This window comes from Exiguobacterium sp. ERU653, from assembly GCF_018617775.1.
Classification (GTDB): domain Bacteria; phylum Bacillota; class Bacilli; order Exiguobacteriales; family Exiguobacteriaceae; genus Exiguobacterium; species Exiguobacterium marinum.
Window position 1 is genome coordinate 381,714 of sequence record NZ_JACSKV010000001.1, and the last position, 20,333, is coordinate 402,046.

The window sequence follows — 20,333 nt, forward strand, 5'->3', positions numbered from 1 at the left end:
TCACCTTCATCTTTTCTGCTGGAGGGAAAGACATGCGTGTCATATCTGGAGAACGAAAAGGGACCCGATTGAAGGCGGTCCCGGGCACGGCTACGCGGCCGACGACGGACAAAGTGAAAGAGTCATTATTTAACATCATCGGACCTTATTTTTCCGGGGGGAAAGCGCTAGACCTTTACGCGGGTAGCGGAGGACTAGGAATCGAGGCATTATCGAGAGGTTGTGACGAAGCCATTTTCGTCGACCGTCAACCGAAAGCCGTCCAAACGATTCAAGAGAATTTACAGACGACCCATTATGAAGAGAAAGGGAAGGTATATCGTCAAGATGCCAAAGCTGTGCTCGAGCAGCTCAAACTGAAACAGGAATCTTTCAAACTCATCTTTATGGACCCTCCCTATTATGCGGAAGAACACGTTGCGTTCTTACAACTAATCGATGAGTCTGACATGTTGATCGATATCGGCGTAATCGTCTGTGAACATGGTAGTGACGTGACGTTACCGGAGCGAGTGGGACGATTTGAACGAATTAAAGAACAGCGATACTCAGATGTGATCACCATCAGTTTTTATGAGTATGCATCGATTGAGGAGTGAAACGAATGAAACGAATTGCGATATGTCCGGGCAGCTTTGACCCCATCACGAACGGACATCTAGATATAATTGAACGAGCGGCGGCCATTTTTGACGAGGTCATTGTCGCCGTCCTTGAGAATTCAAGCAAGGCCCCACTGTTTGATGTGGAAGAACGATTAGGACTTATACGAGATGTGACGACACATCTTCCAAACGTGTCGGCCGATGCGTTCGGTGGATTACTTGTCGAGTATGCTGCAGAGCGGGAAGCGGCGACGATTGTCCGTGGGCTTCGTGCGGTATCGGATTTTGAATACGAGCTTCAAATCGCATCAATCAACAAAAAGTTGAATGAGAACGTAGAGACGTTATTCATGATGACGAATAGTCAATATTCGTTCCTCAGCTCGTCCATCGTCAAAGAAGTGGCGAAATACGGTGCGTCGGTCAGTGAGCTCGTACCGGAGCAAGTCGAAGTGGCGTTACGGAAAAAATATCAAGTGAGCTCGGGACAATGAAATCGTTAAAAATTGGTCTCGGTCTACTTGTTACAGTGCTGCTCTTTCTTTTCGTACCGCTCCCTTACTACATCTCCTCACCTGGAGCAGCGACCTCGATTGAAGAGTTCCTGACTGTCCAAGGCGGCGTAAAGGATGAAGGGGAACTGATGATGGTGACGATCTCCCAACGACGCGCGACACCTTTTTGGTTAGTAGAAAGTTGGATCACACCGTTCACGGAAGCAAATTTATCTAGTCGCTATTTATATGATGGTGAAAGCGAAGCAGATTACGACCGTCGTCAGAAATTATTAATGGATTCGTCGCAACAAGCAGCGATTCAATATGCCTATAAACTCGCTGGCAAGGAAGTGACAGTCGACTTTGATGGAATCTATGTGTCCGCACCGATTCCAGGGTCGCTCGCTGCCAATATATTAAAGCCCGGAGATGTTATCACCGCAATTGACGGGATGTCTTTTGCAACACGCGGAGACTTTTTAAAGCGGGTGATGGAATTTGATGCAGGTGATGAAGTGAGATTGACGATTGAGAGAGACGGGGAAGAGCGCATCGTCAAAACGCTCATTCAACCGATTGACCAGAGCGGCGATCGGGTCGGAATCGGGATATACGAGCCCCTTCCCGTGCAGGAAATCACAGCCAACCCTGAAGTGAATGTGTCCTTGACGAATGTCGGAGGACCCTCCGCAGGATTGATGTTCACGCTTGAAATTTATGATCAATTGACGCCGGGTGATTTGGCGAATGGCAAACGGATTGCCGGAACGGGAACGGTCGATGAGGAAGGAAATGTCGGACCGATTGGGGGCGCGTGGCAGAAGATCGTCGCGGCCGATGAAGAAGGCGCGGAAGTCTTTTTTGTCCCATCTGGTTCGAACTATGAAGAAGCGCTTGAATCGCGAGACCGTCTCGACAGTGACATCGAAGTTGTCCCTGTGAAGACGGCCGAAGATGCGATTCGTTATTTAGAAAAAATGAACTGAGGGCGTTGGCGATGTTCAATCAACTCATCGTTTTGAAGAGGGAGTCGATACGCTTCGGTTACACGGGCTTCGAAGTCGAGACGTGCATCGAACTTACTGACGATTGGAAGGTCTTGTTTCACATCTCGTAGCGCAAGTCGCCCAATTTCATTAAATGCGAGCGGTCTCACGTATGGGACATCGTCAAAAAGTGTCGGGACTTCCTCTTTTAACCAATGAAGCAGAACTGACACAAACGCCCGTTGAATCGCGGTACGCGTGTAACGACGGGTCGAGACGGCAGTAAGGGCCTGGTCGAAAGACGTCTCTAATCCTGCACGTATAAGTCGCGGTGCGAGAGATGCATCAATCCCTACGAGTTCAGTTAGCGTGGTGAGTGGAAGTGTTCGAAGTTTATATTGCAAGACTGGCCAATACAATTCCCAATGGGTCATCGATTGCGTCCGAAACATCGCTTCTGTCGCTTTTGGCACGGCACGAACTTCTCCAGAGTCCAAGTAATGTGCCCGAATGCCTGTCGCTGACATGACGTCCGCCAATGAAGGATCATGATAATCCGCACCTAGTCGTTTGACCGTGTGCAACTGAATCGTCTTCGCCGCTTTGGCGTAATGATAGGCCAAAATATTATTAGGGCGAGTCAAATCAAATGTAGGATAGACGGTCTGAAACGCACGACTCGAAGCTTGTGCAGATGAATGACCTGCTTGCAGCGCTTGACGGAGTTCCTTTTTATATATCGGCATCTCTTCGACGTCTGCTCGTGCTGCATGAAGAATAGCATCGACATCACCGCTCTCGCTCCCGAACGATAAGGTTTGGCAACCGAGTTGTTCTGCGATTGAGACAGCGGCTGTGGCGAAACGGTCGGCGCGCTGCACACCATATTGGGTCGGCAGTTCGATGACAAGGTCGATGCCACCGCTCTCGACGGCCGCTTTTGCCCGTTTCCACTTATCGAACGATGCTGGTTCTCCTCGTTGAGTGAACTGTGCACTCATGATGGCAATCATGATATCAGCCCCTGTTTCTTGACGTGCAGTTTGCGCTTGGTAATAGTGCCCGTTGTGAAATGGGTTGTACTCTGCAATAATGGCCGTCTTTTGCATGATTTACTCCTTTGCATTGTCGTATGGATTGGTGTAAGATGAGTAAGTACGCTTTGGCAAAGCGCCGTCGTCAACTGATTTTAGTGTAAAGAAAAAACATTGACAAAACAAGTTGGCCTATCTATAATTCATATTGTTGCAATTGAGGTGATTCGGATGAAATGGTCTATTGCACAGCTACTTAAGCTCCGAAACCAGGGTGACGGTTTTACAATCGATGAGATGGTAGAACTACCAGAGCTGACTCAGCTCCATCCGGATATCCGTTCGATTCGCCCGGTGCATGTGCACGGGGATGCATCGTTCACATCTAATCAAGTTACATTCAATCTGAAGATTCAAGGTGACCTGACGTTGCCAGATGCGCGAACGTTAGAAGATGTCACTTATGAATTCGATATTGAATCGCTCGAGCCTTTCTTTTTGGAGAATGGGCGTTATACGGAGCAATTCGATGACGTGAATTTGCCAGAAGGAAATACGATCAGTCTTGTACCGATTGTAAAAGAGCTCATCATGTTAGACGTCCCGATGCAAGTTTACGGGAACGAAACAGACAAAACTCAGGTTGAAGGAGAAGGCTGGACGCTCACTGACGATCAGCCCGAAACCCAACCAAAAATTGACCCGCGCTTCGCGGGACTGGCTGACCTGTTCTCGAAAAAAGAGAACGAGGAAGGTTAACTTTTCAAGGAGGTGGACAACGATGGCAGTACCATTCCGTAGAACGTCGAAAACTCGCAAACGTCTTCGTCGTACTCACTTCAAACTCAACGTACCTGGTATGAACGAGTGCCCGAACTGTGGGGAAATGAAACTTTCACACCGTGTTTGCAAATCTTGCGGACATTACAACGGTAAAGAAGTAACAAGCAAATAATGCGAGAAGAAGCGATCTGATTTCAGGTCGCTTCTTTTTTGTTTGCGATTTTTGGGTCATAGCGAAAAGATGTGGTAAACTTTTTGTGCGAAAATAGTTTTTATAGGAGGAGGGCAACTATGAACTCCATCAAACGTATCGGGATAATCGGAAACGGAGCGGTCGGACTATTGATGGCATCCTTACTTGCTGATGATTATGAGGTGACAGTCTATGGACGAAACATATCATCACCCGACGAGCGGCTATCCATTACGAGGACAGGTATGACGAATGGATCAGCGCATGTATCTCTCAAGTCTAGCGAGACGTTACAAGAGACCGACGAGGACATCTTCTTTGTCACGACAAAAGCCCATCAAGTAGAGGGAGCTACGGAGCGACTGACAGGAAAAGTGCCGGTCTTCATTTGTTCAAATGGGATCGCACATCTTGACTATGCGAAACGCCGAGGCTTTCATTTGGGAATCGTCGAACACGGTGTGACGAAATCAAGGGGCGGGATAGAACACCGAGGACTCGGACGTATTCGAATCGGAAGTTCGACAGGTCTTCCCCCGATTCAGATTAAAGAGAGTCCGCTCCAGCTTGTGTGGGAAGAGGATATCGAACAAGTCGTCATCGAAAAGCTATTCGCCAATGCCATCATCAATCCCATCACAGCATTATGTCGTGTCCCGAATGGAGCACTCGTTAACTCTCCATATCGTGAGATTGCGCAGTCAATTTATCGTGAGTTGACGCCGTTGTTTCCGCAACAAGTCCCATACACATACATTGAGTCAATCATCGCAAGCACCGCGGAGAACCGTTCCTCGATGCTTCGAGACATTGAAGAAGGTAGGCCAACAGAAGTGGATGCAATTTTAAAGCCGGTGATTGAAAAAGCCGCTCTGAGGCAGAATTCACTCACCGTCATTCCACTGCTACATAAATTGATTATAGGAGCGAGCGCATCGTGTTAGTGTATATCGTTTCATTTCCACTCATCTTATGGTTTATGGTGTATATGATACTTAGAAAAATTATGCCGAAATCAATCAACTCATTTAAACTCGCCTGTGATACTGGAGTTCTCCTATGGTTTTATGCATGTGGCGTTTTACTCGAGGCTATCGTCGGGACGGAAGTGTTTCTTTTATTCCTTGCTATTTGTTGTGCCATTTTTCCAATCAATGCAATCTGGCAACGGATTCGATATGAGGAAGTATTGTTTACAAAGATGTTTGTCCACGGCTGGCGTTTGCTCTTTTTGCTCCTTGTGCCGACACATGCGATTTTATTCGCAATCGGTGTGGCTCGAGAAATGATTCGTTGATTGATTGAAAGGAAGTTGTTATTCGTGAAAGTAGAAGCATTTGATGCCCTATATACACCCACATCTCCGATGATTCAAGTGGAGCATGGGTACGGGCGTTGGCTCGATTATCGAGGCATGGATGAGGTCGAGAAACGTGCGCAGGAGATTACGGGACGCTCCTATGAACATTTGCATGAGATTGTCCATATTTTAAAACAGCAGCAACGGCAGTTTGGGGAACTATCGGATCGACTAGTAGCGAACCTTGATCTACTCGAACAGCGAGAAGCATACGTCATGGTGACGGGACAGCAGGTTGGCGTATTCGGTGGACCTTTGTTTGCTGTGTACAAACTGTTGGCAGTCATCAAACGGGCGAAGCAGGCAGAGAAAAAACTAGGAAAGCCGGTCCTTCCGATTTTTTGGATGGCGACGGAGGACCATGACTTCGCTGAAATCAATCATGTTTTCACGACCCAGACGTTTTCGAGAACTTTAAAGAAAGATGCTTTGTCCACAATTCCGCTAGCAGGAAAAGCTTCCGTAGGGGAACTGGAGTTCGATCGTCTAAAACTCGAGCTTGTTCAAATGGCGCAGCAGTTACTATTGAACGAGACGGAGACCCCGTATACCTCTGATTTGTACAATGAGTTAATCGACCTTATTCAAATGAGCCATTCTTTCGCTCAGTTTTTTGGTAGGATGATGCGTCGATTCGTAGGAACTGATTTTTTGTTATTTGATCCACATACTCAAGACGTCCGTGCACTCGAACGTCCGATGTTCCGACGTCTCATCGAACATCAAGACGCGCTCCAGCATACGCTCGCCCATTCCTATGAAGAAGGAATGCCGTCAGTAGAATTAAATAAAGAGGCGGCACATCTGTTTTATCATGACGGCACGCGTGAGTTGCTCACAAAAATTGATGGGGTGTATACGACCAAACGTGGACATCGATTCACGGAGACAGAGTTGCTCAGTGAAATAGAAGCGCACCCGGAACGTTTTTCAAACAATGTGGTCTCACGCCCGCTCATGCAAGAATATTTGTTTCCGACACTTGGATACGTTGGTGGTCCCGGCGAAATCGCTTACTGGTTGCAACTACGTCCGTTATTCCATGAGCTCGGATGGAAGATGCCGCTTCTCCTCCCACGTCTTGGTGGCGTGATCGTGTCGAGAAATGATGAAAAAAAATTACGACAAGAAAGCGTGACCTTAGAGGAATATATGAAACAGCCACTACCGGACTATCCATTTGATGATGAATCGTTCGAAGCGAAGTTGTATGCATTTCGGACGCTCACGGAAGCGGTCAGTCAGGAAGCAAGTAAGCACGGAAGACGATTCGAATCGAAGTCGAAACATGTTCTCGAGCAGTTGGCAGATGAGATGCGTGCTGAAGCGAAACGGAATCAATATCGATTGAACGCCCGCCGGATTCATCTTTCGACCCGACTGTTCCCGATGGATGCTCCTCAAGAGCGTATTTTATCGATGGTTCCGATTTTAAACCGTCACGGTCTAGACGTTTTTCATCGGTTGAAACTAGTTTATGAAGACTCAGAAGCGGAGCGTTGTTTATTCCTTGTATAACATTTTCATATGGGCTCTTGACATTTGTCAGGAGTTTTTTTTGTTGTTACCTTTTTGTTTCCTCTTTTCGCTAAAAACCTGTACGGACCTTGACATTTTTATGATAAAGTAAGTGTAATAATACAGTTGAAATATGTAGGTTGAGAGGGTTTTTTGAATGTTTGAGCATGAAACGGTTTTAAAAATGGAGTCCATCGAGGGATTGAACATCAAACCAGATGGGGTATATGTGGATTGTACGTTAGGTGGAGCGGGTCATAGTGAAGAAATCGCAAAGCGTCTAACGACGGGTCAACTATATGCATTCGACCAAGATGACGTCGCACTCGCGCATGCGAAAGAGCGATTGGCTCCTTATGAAGGCCGTGTGACGTTTATAAAGAGCAACTTCGTTCACTTGAAAGAAGAACTTCAGCAACATGGTGTCATGAAAGTGGACGGTGTACTATTCGACCTAGGCGTTTCCTCGCCACAGCTAGATGAGGCAGAACGTGGATTCAGTTACAATTATGACGCACCACTCGATATGAGAATGGACCGGTCACGGGAGTTTTCAGCTTATCATGTTGTGAATGAATGGTCGTTTGGGGAACTTGCTCGTATTTTCTTTACATACGGGGAGGAAAAGTTTTCAAAACAAATCGCACGAAAAATTGAGCAAGCTCGTGCTGATAAACCGATTGAGACGACGTTCGAGCTTGTCGACTTGATTAAAGAAGCGATTCCTGCACCAGCACGACGCAAGGGCGGTCATCCGGCGAAGCGGACGTTCCAAGCCATTCGAATTGCCGTCAATGACGAGTTGAACGTATTCGACCGTGCCGTTCAAGATGCAATCGATTTACTCGCAGTGAACGGACGGATCTGTGTCATTACGTTCCACTCATTAGAAGACCGAATTTGTAAGCAAGTGTTTAAAGAACGGAGCCAATATCCACCTTTACCACCAGGGTTGCCGGTCATTCCGGAAGAATTCGAACCCGAGCTCAAACTCATCACGCGTAAACCGATCATGGCGAGTGAAGGAGAACTCGAAGATAATCGTCGTGCACGCTCAGCTAAACTGAGAGTGGCCGAAAAACAAAAATAATTTAGCTAGTAGGAGGGATACCTGATGCCAGAAGCTGCCCGTAAGGCGTTGCAGCCTCAAGTTACACCGAATCGAAATCCGATTCCGCAAGAACGACCAATACCTGTTCCAAAACGACGCACGTTGACCTTGTTTGAATCGATCCTGTATCCAGTAATGATTGGTTCAGTGGTCATGTTCGGTGGCATCACGGTGTCGAAACACAACGAAGCATATAACATTATGCGTGATACAGCAGCCGTTAATCAGCAGGTCGACGGGGTTGCAAAAGAAAATGAAGAACTAAAGTATGAAATCGCCCAATTAAGCTCGCCAGAAAGAATTTACGCGATTGCCGAGAAACTCGGAATGAAATTCAATGAGAAGAATGTCAAGGTGATTGATTGATGAATTCTCTACAACAGAGTAAAAAAAGAGTGGCGTGGGTAGCGATTGTCTGCTTCACCCCGCTCTTTTTATTTTTTGTCGGATGGTTTCTTTACTTATCGCTCACGCATACGTATAAAGGTGAGAACATGCTGGCGTTCGCAGAAGAACAACGGTGGAAAGCAGTCAGTACGTTGGAGGCAGAGCGGGGCGAGGTGTATGACCGATTCGGCCAACCAATCGCAATCAATATCCCTTCCTATCGACTTGTCGCGGTAATGAAGCTTGGTGGCGAGCGAGTCGAAGGGAAAACGCTCATGCCAGATGAGATTGACGAGGCCGCAAAAAAACTTTCGACGGTCCTTCCGATGACAGAGGCAGATTTATTGAAACGGCTCGAGCAAAATATCGACCGTGGGCAAATCGAGTTCGGTGTTCCCGGCCGTGATTTGACCGTTGAGCAAAAAGAAGAAATCGAAGCGTTTGAGCTTCCAGGGATTACCTTCGTCGAAGAACCGAAGCGCTATTACCCGAATAAAGTATTCGCTTCATCTGTCATCGGATACGCGCAAAAGATTGACCAAAATGGTCGGATCGAACTCGTTGGTGAACTTGGGATTGAAAAGTCACTTAACGATATTTTAAGTGAGTCATACGGATTATATCGATTCGAGAAAGATTTAGCCGGACGTGAACTCGTGTCGAGTGACGAACAGCTGAAGATTGAACCGGAAGACGGAGCCGATGTCCAATTGACGATCGACCACCGTATTCAACAGTTGCTTGAGACGAAGATGAACGAATTGTATGAGGAATACGAACCAAAACACGCAACGGCCATCATCATGGACCCGAAAACAGGCGAGATTGTCGCCCTATCTGACCGTCCGTCTTTTGATCCGAACACGCGTGAGATTTCTTCGTACAGCAACTTTTCGGTCTCTTCTCGATTTGAACCAGGATCGACGATGAAAATCTTTACGCTAGCGGCTGCAATCAATGAAGGAGTATACAACCCAAACGAACTGTATGAATCAGGGTCGTACAAATACGGGAAGACGGTCTTCAATGATTACAACATTACCGGATGGGGTACCATTCCTATGGAAGAAGGGGTGTGGCACTCATCAAACGTCGCGTTCTCGATTTTAGCGAACGAACGACTCGGTCTTGGCCGTTATGAGGATTATTTCAAAGCATTCAAGTTTGATCAACGAACTGGAATCGATTTGCCTGGAGAGGTCAATAGTCAATTCGACTTTGAAAGTCCGATGAACGTCTTAATTACGGCCTGGGGTCAATCCACCGCGGTGACACCGATGCAAATTTTGCAGGCGACATCAGCGATTGCGACTGATGGAACGATGAAACAACCGCACGTCATTAAAAAAATCGTCAATAGTGAGACCGGAGAGACGATTCGGACGACGAACCCGAAAGAGGTTGGTCAGCCAATCACTGCAGAGACAGCAAAAAAAACGCGTGAAGCACTGGACGGTGTCGTGAACAGCGATGTGGGGACTGGGCAATTGTATGCGTTAGACAATTATCGCGTCGTCGGGAAGACAGGGACTGCCCAAATTGCAGAGAACGGGAAGTATTTGAGTGGACAGTATATTCACTCGTTTGTCGGGATGGCGCCAGAAGACGATCCGGAACTCGTCATGTACATCGCTGTCGATAGACCAAACAGTGACTCGTCGACGACTGGACCGCGCATCATGGCCCCGCTCTTCAAAGACGTGATGGATGTCGCGTTACGTTATCGGAGTGTCGAACCTGAAAAGCAAGAAAAAGCGGTCGAAGCGTCGACGAAGACGACTTCTTCTTATATCGGTAATAACCGCGAAGATGCGGTGAAAGAGTCGACAGATCACTCATTTAATCCAATCGTGTTAGGTGACGGGGACGAAGTGACAGCACAAAGTCCTGTTAAAGGGCAGTCATATGTTGTCGGAGAAAGATTGTTGCTAAAAACGAGTAATTCGTTTACGATGCCAACATTAAAAGGTTGGTCGCTACGTGATGTGAAACGCTTAGCGACCCTCTATCAACTAAATTTAGAAATCGATGGGACCGGTTTTGTCACATCACAATCGATTAGCAAAGGAAAGCCGGTTAAAACTGGTGCCTCCTTGAAAGTGAAATTGGAGACACCGTCGAATTAACGCACGAGATCAAGAGGGCTGCGGCTCTCTTTTCCTATGTATGAGGAGGAAATATGAATGGAACAATTGACAGTTCAGAAGTTAGCGTCTTGGTTTGGGATTGAGGTAGACGACGAGCGTCTTGTCAAACGCGTCGCTACGGATTCGAGAGATGAAAATGAATCGGGGCTATTCGTCCCAATCGTCGGCGCGCGTGTCGATGGACATGATTACATCGATGTAGCAATCGAAAAAGGAGCAATCGTCACGTTTTGGGAAGAAGGACGTCCGCAACCTGACAACCTTTTTGTCATCCCTGTCAAATCGACGGTCGAGGCACTTCAAACGGCAGCATCCCGTTATTTAGAAGAAATCAATCCGCTCGTGGTCGCGATTACGGGATCGAACGGAAAAACCTCCACGAAAGATATGATTGCCGTCGTCTTAGAAGAAAAGTATAAAACACATAAGACGGCTGGGAACTTCAACTCGGACGTCGGCTTACCGCTCACTGTGCTCAGAATGCCGTGGGACACGGAAGTCGCTGTATTAGAGATGGGCATGAACGGATTCGGTCAAATCGAACAATTGTCGAAACTCGCTAAACCGAACGTGGCCTTTGTTACGAATATCGGGGAGTCTCACGGTGAGCAAGTCGGAGGTCGTTCGGGTATCGCAAAAGCGAAGCTTGAAATCAAGGCGGGTCTCAAACCGGACGGTCGACTGATTGTCGATGCGGATGAACCGCTTCTCGCAAATCAAGGGTATAGGGTCGGATATGCTGAAACGGCCGATGGGAAAATCGACGTGGTCGAGACGACGTTCGATGCATCCATCTTTAAATACAACGGTGATTTATATGAACTGAAGGTGTTAGGTGCTCATCAGATTCGAAATGCAGCCTATGCGATTGCATGTGGATTGGAATTCGGTCTTAGTCATGTAATGATTCAACGCGGGCTAGATCGAATCAAGTTGACGTCGATGCGGATGGAAAAACAGATGTTCGGGGAAACACATCTCATTAACGACGCTTACAATGCGAGTCCGACGTCGATGATCGCAGCGATTGAAACGGTCAAGTCACTCGAAGGATTCTCAAAACGTGTGCTCGTCCTTGGTGACATGTACGAGCTAGGTGCCGATGAACGAGAACAACACAAACAAGTGGGCATCGTCGTGACGTCCCCAGTGACAGATTGCATTCTCGTTGGCGAAAAAGCAAAATGGATTGCGGATGGGATTCAAGATTCGCGTGTGAACGTCCACGTGGTCCCGACAGTTGAAGAGGCAAAGACACTTCTTCATCATTATCAGCGACCGGATACTGTGGTATTGTTAAAGGCATCTCGAGGACTGGCGCTTGAGCGTCTCGTTCAATAAATAGAGTAGTGAGGTAGCAACATGTTAATTAGTTTAATCGTATTAATCAGTTCATTATTAAGTGTCTTAATCGTCATGCCACGAGCGATTCCGGCATTGCGTCAGTTAAAGTTTGGACAGGAAATTCGTGACGAAGGTCCAGGTTGGCACCAAAAGAAGTCAGGCACACCAACGATGGGTGGAATTGTCATCTTGCTCGCCATTCTCGTCGGGTTCATCGTGTCCGTCATCTTTGGAGAAGCGGTCGCCGGATTCGGGACACTTTTATTCGTGACGATGGCGTTCGGGGTGATCGGGTTTTTAGATGATTACATCAAGGTCGTCAATAAGCGCAACCTCGGATTGACGTCCCTTCAGAAGTTGATTGGTCAAATCGGAGTATCGGTCTTGTTCGCATGGTTCTTATCACTCGGAGGAGAACTTGATACGTCGATTTCAATCCCGTTCACTTCGATCTCGTTTGATACAGGTTGGTTTTATATCGCCATCGTAATCTTTTGGCTCGTCGGATTCTCAAATGCCGTCAATTTGACGGATGGGCTAGACGGACTAGTTTCGTTCTCAGCTATCCCGACATTTACGTTCTTTGGAATCTATGCCCTTACACAAGATGAGCTTGGCATTGCCTGGTTCGCTTTTGCGGTCGTTGGCGCATTGATTGGATTCCTCGTCTTCAATAAGTATCCGGCGAAGATTTTCATGGGTGACACAGGGTCACTCGCTTTAGGTGGGGCTGTGGCCGGACTCGCGCTCATGTTAAAACTTGAGTTGCTTCTTGTCTTTGTCGGCATCATCTTCGTTATCGAAACGTTGAGTGTGATTCTGCAAGTCATCTCGTTTAAAACGACAGGGAAACGACTCTTTAAAATGAGTCCAATTCACCATCATTTCGAAATGGTCGGTTGGTCAGAATGGCGCATCGTGCTAACGTTCAGTGGAATCAGTTTAATTACGGCAGGTTTATCATTATTACTCATGTAAAAGGGTGAGACAGATGGAAAAGCAATGGCACAGTAAAAAAGTTCTCGTCCTCGGCGCCGCTAAGAGCGGAATTGCAGCGGCAACATATCTGCATCATGCGGGAGCAGATGTGACGATCAACACGGGGAACATCCCACCCGAAGACGAACAAGATAAAATTCAAGCTCTTGGAATCCGCTCGGTGTTCAATGAACATCCCGTCGGTTTATTGAATGAGACAGAAGTGATTGTTAAAAATCCAGGTATTCCTTATCAGATTCCATTGCTCCAAGAAGCAATTTCTCGTGAAATCCCGATTTATACCGAAGTGGAGCTCGCTTATTTGGCAACTGAAGCAGACTTCGTCGCCATCACCGGCTCAAATGGGAAAACAACAACGACGACACTCGTCTATGAGCTACTCAAAGGAGGGAAACGTCCGGTACATCTTGCAGGTAATATCGGATTCCCCGCGATTGAAGTTGCGGCTGATGCAAAGACGGACGATTTGATTGTCATTGAATTGTCGAGCTTTCAGTTGATGGGGGTCGAGTCCTTCCATCCGCGTTCGGCAGCATTGCTGAATCTATCAGAAGCCCATCTCGATTATCACGGCGACTTCGACTCGTATGCAGATGCAAAAGGAAACTTGTTCCGTCAGATGACACGTGACGACCAAATCGTCGTCAAATTGACAGACTCCGAAGTGATGAAACGTGTCCCTGCTCATCTTGCACCAAACACATTTAGTTTTGAGCGAGGAGATGCTTCCGTCGTGGACGGTTGGGTCACGGTACGCGGGGAGCGAGTCATTCGCGTGAACGAATTGGCATTAGGCGGTGCCCATAATGTCGAGAACATACTAGCGGCACTCCTGTTGGTCGAACCGTTTGATATTCCAAAAGCACACATCGAGCGTGTATTACGAAACTTTGGTGGTGTCGCGCATCGGACTGAAAGTTTAGGTGATGTTCTCGGACGTGCCGTCTACAATGATTCGAAGGCGACGAACAACGTCGCGGCGGAAGCGGCGCTACGAGGATTTGATGCTCCGATCGTATGGCTCTGTGGAGGACTTGAGCGGGGTGCAGATTTATCTTCGCTCGTCGCTGCCCTTTCCAACGTCAAAGCTGTCGTCGCGTACGGTGAAACGAAAGAGCGTTTCAAAGAACTTGGGGAGTCCCAAGAAATCCCATCTTTCACGGTCGAGACGTTAGCAGACGCCGTCACACTCGCGTTTGAGCAATCTGAAACAGGAGATATCATCTTGTTATCCCCTGCTTGTGCGAGTTGGGATCAATTTAAAACGTTTGAAGAACGAGGTGAACACTTCATCCATCTCGTTCGCGCATATGAGGAGGCGAACCGATGAAAATCATGATTTCTGGTGGAGGTACCGGTGGTCATATTTACCCGGCCCTCGCATTGATTGAGACGTTACAAAAACGTCACCCTAATTTACAGGTACAATACGTCGGAACGGAGAATGGGTTAGAAGCCGATCTTGTTCCTAGAGCTGGTGTCCCGTTCAAATCAATTCAAATCGCTGGATTGAAGCGCTCCCTCTCCCTCGAGAACTTGAAGACGGCGTACTGGTTCTTGAAGGCTGTACGCTCTCTAAAAAAAGATATGGCAGCATTCAAACCAGACGTCGTCATCGGAACAGGCGGATTCGTGTCAGGACCGGTCGTCTATACGGCGCAACAACTAGGTATCCCGACCATCCTGCATGAACAAAACAGCATCCCAGGGTTGACGAATAAGTTTTTATCCAAAAAAGCTGATCGGGTCGCTCTTTCGTTTAAAGGATCGGATGTCCATTTCCCAGGCGCGAACGTCCGCTTGATCGGAAATCCGCGTGGTAGCGAAGTATTGCAGACGGAAGTCGATGCGGCTGCCGTACGAGAACATTACCAGTTAGATGCACGTCCAATCGTCTTGGTATACGGTGGAAGCCGAGGTGCGGAAGCAATCAACCGTGCAGTTATAGAGGCTGTTCCAGCAATCTCGGACTTGCCAATCAATGTACTCTACGTAACGGGTAAAGTACATTACGAAGCCGTGTTAAAACAAGCGCCAAAGTCTGAAAATGTTCATATTCATCCATATGTGTATGATATGCCATCACTGCTCGCTTGTACGTCACTCGTCATCTCTCGAGCAGGGGCATCGACGATTTCAGAATTGACCGCACTCGGATTACCGAGCGTGTTGATTCCGAGCCCTTACGTGACGGCAGACCATCAGACAAAAAATGCTTCTGCCCTTGTCGAGAACGGGGCGGCGCTCCTCGTAAAAGAAGAAGTTTTGACGGGAGAAACGCTCATTCAAGCGATTCGAAAAGTCCTTGAACGTCAGGAAGAGATGGCGAAAGCCTCCCGTGCACTCGGATTCCCGGATGCATCAAATGCCTTGGCCGATTTAGTAGAAGAAGTCATTCGATAAAGGAGAAGAATCCGATGGAACCAAGTCAACAAACGGTACGCAGTTTAGAAGACCGTATTCCGTACATGAAGAAACAACGACGAAAAAAAGCGAATCGTCGGATGTTCTCTGTGCTCTCACTGTTTGGGATCCTTATCTTACTTGTGGTCTATATGCAAACCTCGATGTCGAACGTGAAAGAAGTGACTGTATCCGGACTCTATTGGTTAGAAGAGTCTTATGTGTTTCAAGATATGGAACTCGACACATCGACAAAGTTCATCGGTTTGTCCCCAAAAAAGATGAGTGCGCAAATGGAAAAGTTGCCTGGTGTCAAGCGGGTAGAAATTGATCGCTCTTGGTATAATTTGGTATACGTCAACGTAACGGAAGAGAAGATGATTGCATATGCGAGAGCGGACAAAGGCGACGTCGTCGTCTTAGCCGATGGTTCACTCCATCCGACAGGTACCATCACCGACCCGAGGAAATTAAAAGATGGTCCATTGCTTAGGGAATTTAATTCGGAGCAAGAGCTTGAAAAAATTGCGAGTGAACTTGAACAAGTGGATGATGCGACGCGTGCCCGTATGTCGGAAATCATCTTGTCAAAACAAAAAGGAGAACCGACGCGCTACGAGATCTTTATGAATGACGGAAATACGTTGCTCACACCGCCTTTGAAGTTAAGCGAAACCGTATCAAAGTATGGAGAAATATATGAAAACATCCCTAAAGGCGAGCGTGGAACAGTCGTCATGGATGGTGGTTTTTATTTTGTTCCATACAAGAAAACGAATGAATAATCAGTTATATTACAGTCCTTAGACAGATAAGGACTGTTTTTTTGTCGTTTGTAAACGAATTGATAACGCGAAACCGCTTAAATTGTAGGATTCTACCTTTTCTCACTATCTTATTTGTTGTAAACTTAGACGTGAGATATCTTGTCGAAACCAACAACTTTATTGGATATCTGTCATATTTGTCATGTAATTTGTATAGGAAAATTATAGAGCGGAGGTGTTTCCCTTTTGGAAGCGAATGGTTATGTGGCCGCATTAGATATTGGAACGTCAGAGATTAAGCTCGTCGTCGGTGAATTGCTCGGCGGAACGCTTAATATTTTGGCGGAAGGGTGTGCACCGTCTGCGGGTGTAAAACGTGGCGCTGTCGTAGACATCGATAAAACAGTCCAAGCGATCAAACAAGCCGTTGAACATGCTGAAACATCGTTAGGCGATCAAATTCAATCTGTATACGTTGCCATTGAAGGAGAACATATCCAAATTGCCCCATGTCATGGGATCGCATCCGTGAAGCGAGAAGATCAGGAAATTACAGATGAAGACGTGATGGAAGTCATTAATTCAGCTCAAGTGATGCGACTACCAGATGAAATGAGTGTCATTGATGTGATTCCATCTTCATTCACGGTCGATCAACAAACGGGTGTCGTGGACCCTCGTGGCATGCTTGGTTATCGACTAGAGATGCATGGGAAAATGGTTACCGGATCGAAGACAATTTTACATAGTATTCGTCGTTCGATTGAACGCGCCGGACTACGTCTCGAAGGATTTATTTTGGGGAACCTCGCGCTCGGCATGAGTGCGGCCTCTGTTGACGAAATCGATTTAGGGATTGGACTTGTCGATGTCGGACATGAAAAGACAACGGTCTCAGTATTTTATCGTGGAGACCTCGTCTATTCGTATATCCTTCCAGTCGGTGGCGATCATATGACGAGAGATTTAGTCTATAAATTAAATTGTAAGTATCAAGATGCCAAAGTGGCGAAAGAAGAGTACGGTCTCGCACTCGAAGAAATGGCTGATGAGACAGAAGGTTTCTCCTACACGAATATCAATGGGGAAGTGGCGTTTGAACCACAATCAGAAATTAGCTATGTTTTAGAAGCGAGAATAGAGGAAATGTTTACCCTTATGTTGAATAAGGTTCAAAAAGTAGGTGTTCCGACGCTGAATGGTGGATATTTACTTTGTGGTGGAGCAGCTGCTCTACCTGGTATTCAAGAATTGGCAACGCGTATTTTGGGCCAAAAGACGAGATTATATCAACCTTCGTCGATTGGGGTGAGACACCCAAAATATGCGACGGCAGTCGGAGTATTGAAATATGTCTTAATGAGTGATCATCACGTTTCAAAATCTCAACTTGAAAAACCGGAAGTTCGCTATGAATCGCTTAATAATAAGCAGGAAGCGACCGATACTCATGTTGGAGAGAACGAATACGAGACCGATCAAGAGTCGAAAAAAGGTTTTAGTCGTTTTATGGAAAAATTATTTGGCGTTTAAGCTGACGTTGTAATACAACTTGGAAAATATGTAGGGGGATACCTGAAATGATGTACTTTGATGAGGCGATTGACGCCGTAGCAAAAATTAAAGTAATTGGAGTCGGTGGTGGCGGGTCGAACGCTGTTAACCGGATGATTGAGCATGGGGTGCAAGGAGTCGAATTCATCGCTGTCAATACGGATGCACAAGCCTTGAACATGTCGAAAGCTGATGTGAAACTTCAACTTGGTGCTAAATTGACACGTGGTCTCGGTGCAGGTGCGAACCCTGACATCGGAAAAAAAGCGGCAGAAGAAAGTCGTGAACAGTTACTCGAAGCGCTTGACGGAGCGGATATGGTCTTCGTCACGGCGGGTATGGGGGGCGGAACCGGAACGGGTGCTGCTCCAGTTATCGCTGAGATTTCGAAAGAAATTGGCGCGCTAACAGTTGGTGTTGTCACAAAGCCGTTCATGTTCGAAGGACGGAAACGGATGCAACACGCCCAGCACGGGATACAGGCATTTAAAGAAAAAGTAGATACACTCATCGTGATTCCAAACGATAAGCTTCTTGAAATCGTTGAACGTAACACGCCGATGATTGAAGCGTTCCGTGAAGCGGATAACGTACTTCGTCAAGGTGTGCAAGGGATTACAGATTTGATTGCGATTCCAGGTCTCATCAACCTCGACTTCGCTGACGTGAAAACGATTATGACGGAAAAAGGATCTGCTCTTATGGGTGTCGGTGTCGCTACAGGTGAAAACCGAGCTATTGAAGCAGCAAAGAAAGCGATTTCGTCTCCACTTCTTGAATCTTCGATTGAAGGGGCAAAAGGTGTCTTGATGAACATTACGGGTGGACTTAGCCTCAGCTTGTATGAAGTGACAGAAGCGGCTCAAATCGTTCAAAGTGCAGCCGATGAAGAAGTGAATTTGATTTTTGGTTCGGTTATCAACGAAAACTTGAACGATGAAATCATCGTCACGGTGATTGCAACTGAATTCGCTGAGGAAGCGCAAGGGACGAATCCGTTCCCTCAGCAACCGAAAAAGCAGCCTGAAGTTGAGAACAAGGAACCTCAACCAAAAGCAAATGAAACGGCTCAACAAGATGAAGGGAACTTCCATCGCCCAGTGTATGGAGGAGACGTCCCAGATGAGACGATTAACATCCCTGCGTTCGTGAGACAACGTCGTAACTAAACAAGATAGGGATGCCGGTTCTCGGCATCCCTTTTTCTAAAAGGAGAGACCGATGCAACTGTTACATACATGGGAAACAAAGACGAATCGCTATCACGCCTATGTGACAACGCGAACGGATGGACACAATGCAGGGAATGTCGGACTTCACGTCGACGATGACATTGACCAGGTCGTTCTAAATCGTCAGTTTTTCTTTCAACAAGCTAACCTTTCTTTAGAAGGCTCGGTATGGACCGATCAAGTACATGAAACGAGCGTTCGATATGTGAATGCCTCGGATCGTGGGAAGGGTGCATTTCGATACGATGAAGCGATTCCGCAAACAGATGGTCTCTTAACTACGGAAGAATCGTTGCCGTTAGCACTTGTCTTTGCAGATTGTGTGCCGCTCTTCTTCTGTGCAAAAGACTATGGAGTCATTGGGATCGCCCATGCCGGGTGGAAGGGAACTGTCGGTAATATCGTCGAGTCTATGATTCGCGCATTCGAAGACAAGGGGATTGATGCTAAAGAAGTGGAAATGCTTGTCGGTCCGTCGATTTCAGGATACGACTATGAGGTCGACCGTCGTGTACTAGATGCGGTTCAATCCGTTTCGCCGATTGCCTATAACCAAGCGGTACGAGATGAGTCAGGCAATCATGCCCATTTATCACTTCAGACTGTTAATGAAGTATTGGCAAAAGAGCATGACACACCCGTCATCCAATCGAATTTAACGACTGGTGCAGACGCCCCGTTTTTCTCGTATCGTGATGGAGAGGTTAAGCGCCGATTTGCAGCAGTCATCGTCAAGGAGCGTAAATTGTGAGTATTTCAGATAATGTAAAACAAGTTCAATCGATTATGTCAGCGCACGTTCAAGGAGTGGAACCAACGTTAATCGCCGTCACGAAGTCGGTTGGCGTGGATGTGACGAATGCCCTCTATGAAGAAGGGATTCGTGATTTTGGAGAAAATCGTCCGGAGTCATTGCTCGAAAAAGTCGAAAACTTGCCGAAAGATGCGAGATTTCATTTTATCGGTACGTTACAGACGCGCAAGGTGAGACAAATCATCGATCACGTCGCAGCCATTCATTCTCTAGATCGGTTGTCACTCGCATCAGAGATTGATAAACGAGCAAACAGAACAATTGATTGTTTCGTTCAAGTGAACACGTCAGGAGAAGATTCAAAACATGGGCTTGAAATAGAGGAAGTCATGCCATTCATCGAGAATTGTAAACAGTATCCTCATATTCGAGTCATTGGGTTGATGACAATGGCGCCGTTCACGGAAGAAGAGACAATCCTTCGTGAGACGTTCCGTCGTTTACGCCATGTACGTGATGAAGTGACGGCAAAAGGATACGATCACGCTCCTTGCACGGAACTGTCGATGGGGATGTCAAACGATTATCCAATCGCAATTGAAGAAGGCGCATCGTTTGTTCGTATTGGTACCGTACTTGTGCAATAATATATCTTAAGG

General features: G+C 46.8%; 21 protein-coding genes. 20 read left to right on the forward strand and 1 reads right to left on the reverse strand.

All coding sequences use genetic code 11. The annotated features are described in order from the left end of the window. The first annotated feature begins 32 nt into the window (after positions 1 to 32). The 3 genes from rsmD to KNO95_RS02015 are packed head-to-tail and all read left to right on the forward strand — an operon-like array spanning position 33 to position 2,088. Positions 33 to 599: a 16S rRNA (guanine(966)-N(2))-methyltransferase RsmD gene (gene rsmD, locus KNO95_RS02005; RefSeq protein WP_214878204.1), complete on the forward strand. Its 567-nt coding sequence runs from the start codon at positions 33 to 35 to the stop codon at positions 597 to 599. Positions 600 to 604: 5 nt separating this feature from the next. Continuing rightward, the gene (gene coaD, locus KNO95_RS02010) at positions 605 to 1,099 is read left to right on the forward strand and encodes a pantetheine-phosphate adenylyltransferase (protein WP_026826335.1); all 495 of its coding nucleotides are present in this window, start codon (positions 605 to 607) and stop codon (positions 1,097 to 1,099) included. Further along, positions 1,096 to 2,088: a SepM family pheromone-processing serine protease gene (locus tag KNO95_RS02015; protein WP_026826334.1), complete on the forward strand. Its 993-nt coding sequence runs from the start codon at positions 1,096 to 1,098 to the stop codon at positions 2,086 to 2,088. The genes coaD and KNO95_RS02015 overlap by 4 nt, the downstream gene beginning before the upstream one ends. Here the strand turns inward: KNO95_RS02015 and KNO95_RS02020 are convergent. Next, a complete protein-coding gene (locus tag KNO95_RS02020) occupies positions 2,067 to 3,197 on the reverse strand; it encodes a tRNA(Met) cytidine acetate ligase (RefSeq protein WP_214702292.1) in 1,131 nt (376 codons plus the stop codon). The two genes, KNO95_RS02015 and KNO95_RS02020, sit on opposite strands and share 22 nt — an antisense overlap. Before the next feature lie 156 nt (positions 3,198 to 3,353). Between KNO95_RS02020 and KNO95_RS02025 the strand changes: the two genes are divergently transcribed. The 17 genes from KNO95_RS02025 (at position 3,354) to KNO95_RS02105 (ending at position 20,321) form a co-directional block, all read left to right on the forward strand. Then, positions 3,354 to 3,881 carry a YceD family protein gene (locus tag KNO95_RS02025; protein WP_026826332.1) on the forward strand — a complete coding sequence of 176 codons (528 nt, stop codon included), beginning with the start codon at positions 3,354 to 3,356 and terminating at the stop codon, positions 3,879 to 3,881. Positions 3,882 to 3,903: 22 nt separating this feature from the next. Next, positions 3,904 to 4,077, forward strand: a complete 174-nt coding sequence (rpmF, locus tag KNO95_RS02030) for a 50S ribosomal protein L32 (RefSeq protein ID WP_015881300.1) — start codon at positions 3,904 to 3,906, stop codon at positions 4,075 to 4,077. Between the two features lie 119 nt (positions 4,078 to 4,196). After that, positions 4,197 to 5,042 (forward strand): ketopantoate reductase C-terminal domain-containing protein, encoded by an 846-nt coding sequence (locus tag KNO95_RS02035; RefSeq protein ID WP_214878205.1) that lies wholly within the window; start codon positions 4,197 to 4,199, stop codon positions 5,040 to 5,042. Next, complete coding sequence (locus KNO95_RS02040) at positions 5,036 to 5,395, forward strand: DUF3397 domain-containing protein (protein ID WP_026826330.1); 360 nt, start codon at positions 5,036 to 5,038, stop codon at positions 5,393 to 5,395. The genes KNO95_RS02035 and KNO95_RS02040 overlap by 7 nt, the downstream gene beginning before the upstream one ends. Positions 5,396 to 5,419: 24 nt before the next feature. Further along, on the forward strand, positions 5,420 to 6,976 hold the full coding sequence (bshC, locus tag KNO95_RS02045) for a bacillithiol biosynthesis cysteine-adding enzyme BshC (protein ID WP_026826329.1): 1,557 nt from the start codon (positions 5,420 to 5,422) through the stop codon (positions 6,974 to 6,976). Positions 6,977 to 7,133: 157 nt separating this feature from the next. Further along, positions 7,134 to 8,066 carry a 16S rRNA (cytosine(1402)-N(4))-methyltransferase RsmH gene (gene rsmH / locus KNO95_RS02050; RefSeq protein WP_214702291.1) on the forward strand — a complete coding sequence of 311 codons (933 nt, stop codon included), beginning with the start codon at positions 7,134 to 7,136 and terminating at the stop codon, positions 8,064 to 8,066. Positions 8,067 to 8,090: 24 nt separating this feature from the next. Beyond that, complete coding sequence (gene ftsL, locus KNO95_RS02055) at positions 8,091 to 8,453, forward strand: cell division protein FtsL (RefSeq protein WP_026826327.1); 363 nt, start codon at positions 8,091 to 8,093, stop codon at positions 8,451 to 8,453. Continuing rightward, positions 8,453 to 10,600 (forward strand): penicillin-binding protein, encoded by a 2,148-nt coding sequence (locus tag KNO95_RS02060; RefSeq protein WP_026826326.1) that lies wholly within the window; start codon positions 8,453 to 8,455, stop codon positions 10,598 to 10,600. Before ftsL ends, KNO95_RS02060 begins: the two co-directional genes overlap by 1 nt. A 57-nt stretch (positions 10,601 to 10,657) precedes the next feature. After that, on the forward strand, positions 10,658 to 11,962 hold the full coding sequence (locus tag KNO95_RS02065) for a UDP-N-acetylmuramoyl-tripeptide--D-alanyl-D-alanine ligase (RefSeq protein ID WP_214702290.1): 1,305 nt from the start codon (positions 10,658 to 10,660) through the stop codon (positions 11,960 to 11,962). A 21-nt stretch (positions 11,963 to 11,983) separates the two neighbouring features. Beyond that, positions 11,984 to 12,943 carry a phospho-N-acetylmuramoyl-pentapeptide-transferase gene (mraY, locus tag KNO95_RS02070; RefSeq protein ID WP_026826324.1) on the forward strand — a complete coding sequence of 320 codons (960 nt, stop codon included), beginning with the start codon at positions 11,984 to 11,986 and terminating at the stop codon, positions 12,941 to 12,943. 13 nt (positions 12,944 to 12,956) lie between these two features. Then, positions 12,957 to 14,294 (forward strand): UDP-N-acetylmuramoyl-L-alanine--D-glutamate ligase, encoded by a 1,338-nt coding sequence (gene murD, locus KNO95_RS02075; protein ID WP_026826323.1) that lies wholly within the window; start codon positions 12,957 to 12,959, stop codon positions 14,292 to 14,294. Next, entirely contained in the window at positions 14,291 to 15,367 is a 1,077-nt protein-coding gene (gene murG, locus KNO95_RS02080; RefSeq protein ID WP_214702288.1) for an undecaprenyldiphospho-muramoylpentapeptide beta-N-acetylglucosaminyltransferase, read from the forward strand. The genes murD and murG overlap by 4 nt, the downstream gene beginning before the upstream one ends. 14 nt (positions 15,368 to 15,381) lie before the next feature. Beyond that, positions 15,382 to 16,152 carry a cell division protein FtsQ/DivIB gene (locus KNO95_RS02085; protein ID WP_026826321.1) on the forward strand — a complete coding sequence of 257 codons (771 nt, stop codon included), beginning with the start codon at positions 15,382 to 15,384 and terminating at the stop codon, positions 16,150 to 16,152. Positions 16,153 to 16,380: 228 nt separating this feature from the next. Next, complete coding sequence (ftsA, locus tag KNO95_RS02090; protein WP_214702287.1) at positions 16,381 to 17,667, forward strand: cell division protein FtsA; 1,287 nt, start codon at positions 16,381 to 16,383, stop codon at positions 17,665 to 17,667. A 47-nt stretch (positions 17,668 to 17,714) separates the two neighbouring features. Continuing rightward, entirely contained in the window at positions 17,715 to 18,857 is a 1,143-nt protein-coding gene (gene ftsZ / locus KNO95_RS02095) for a cell division protein FtsZ (RefSeq protein WP_026826319.1), read from the forward strand. Positions 18,858 to 18,909: 52 nt separating this feature from the next. Next, a complete protein-coding gene (locus KNO95_RS02100; RefSeq protein WP_214878206.1) occupies positions 18,910 to 19,671 on the forward strand; it encodes a purine nucleoside phosphorylase YfiH/LACC1 family protein in 762 nt (253 codons plus the stop codon). Beyond that, on the forward strand, positions 19,668 to 20,321 hold the full coding sequence (locus tag KNO95_RS02105; protein WP_214702283.1) for a YggS family pyridoxal phosphate-dependent enzyme: 654 nt from the start codon (positions 19,668 to 19,670) through the stop codon (positions 20,319 to 20,321). The genes KNO95_RS02100 and KNO95_RS02105 overlap by 4 nt, the downstream gene beginning before the upstream one ends. The last annotated feature ends 12 nt before the right edge of the window (positions 20,322 to 20,333 follow it).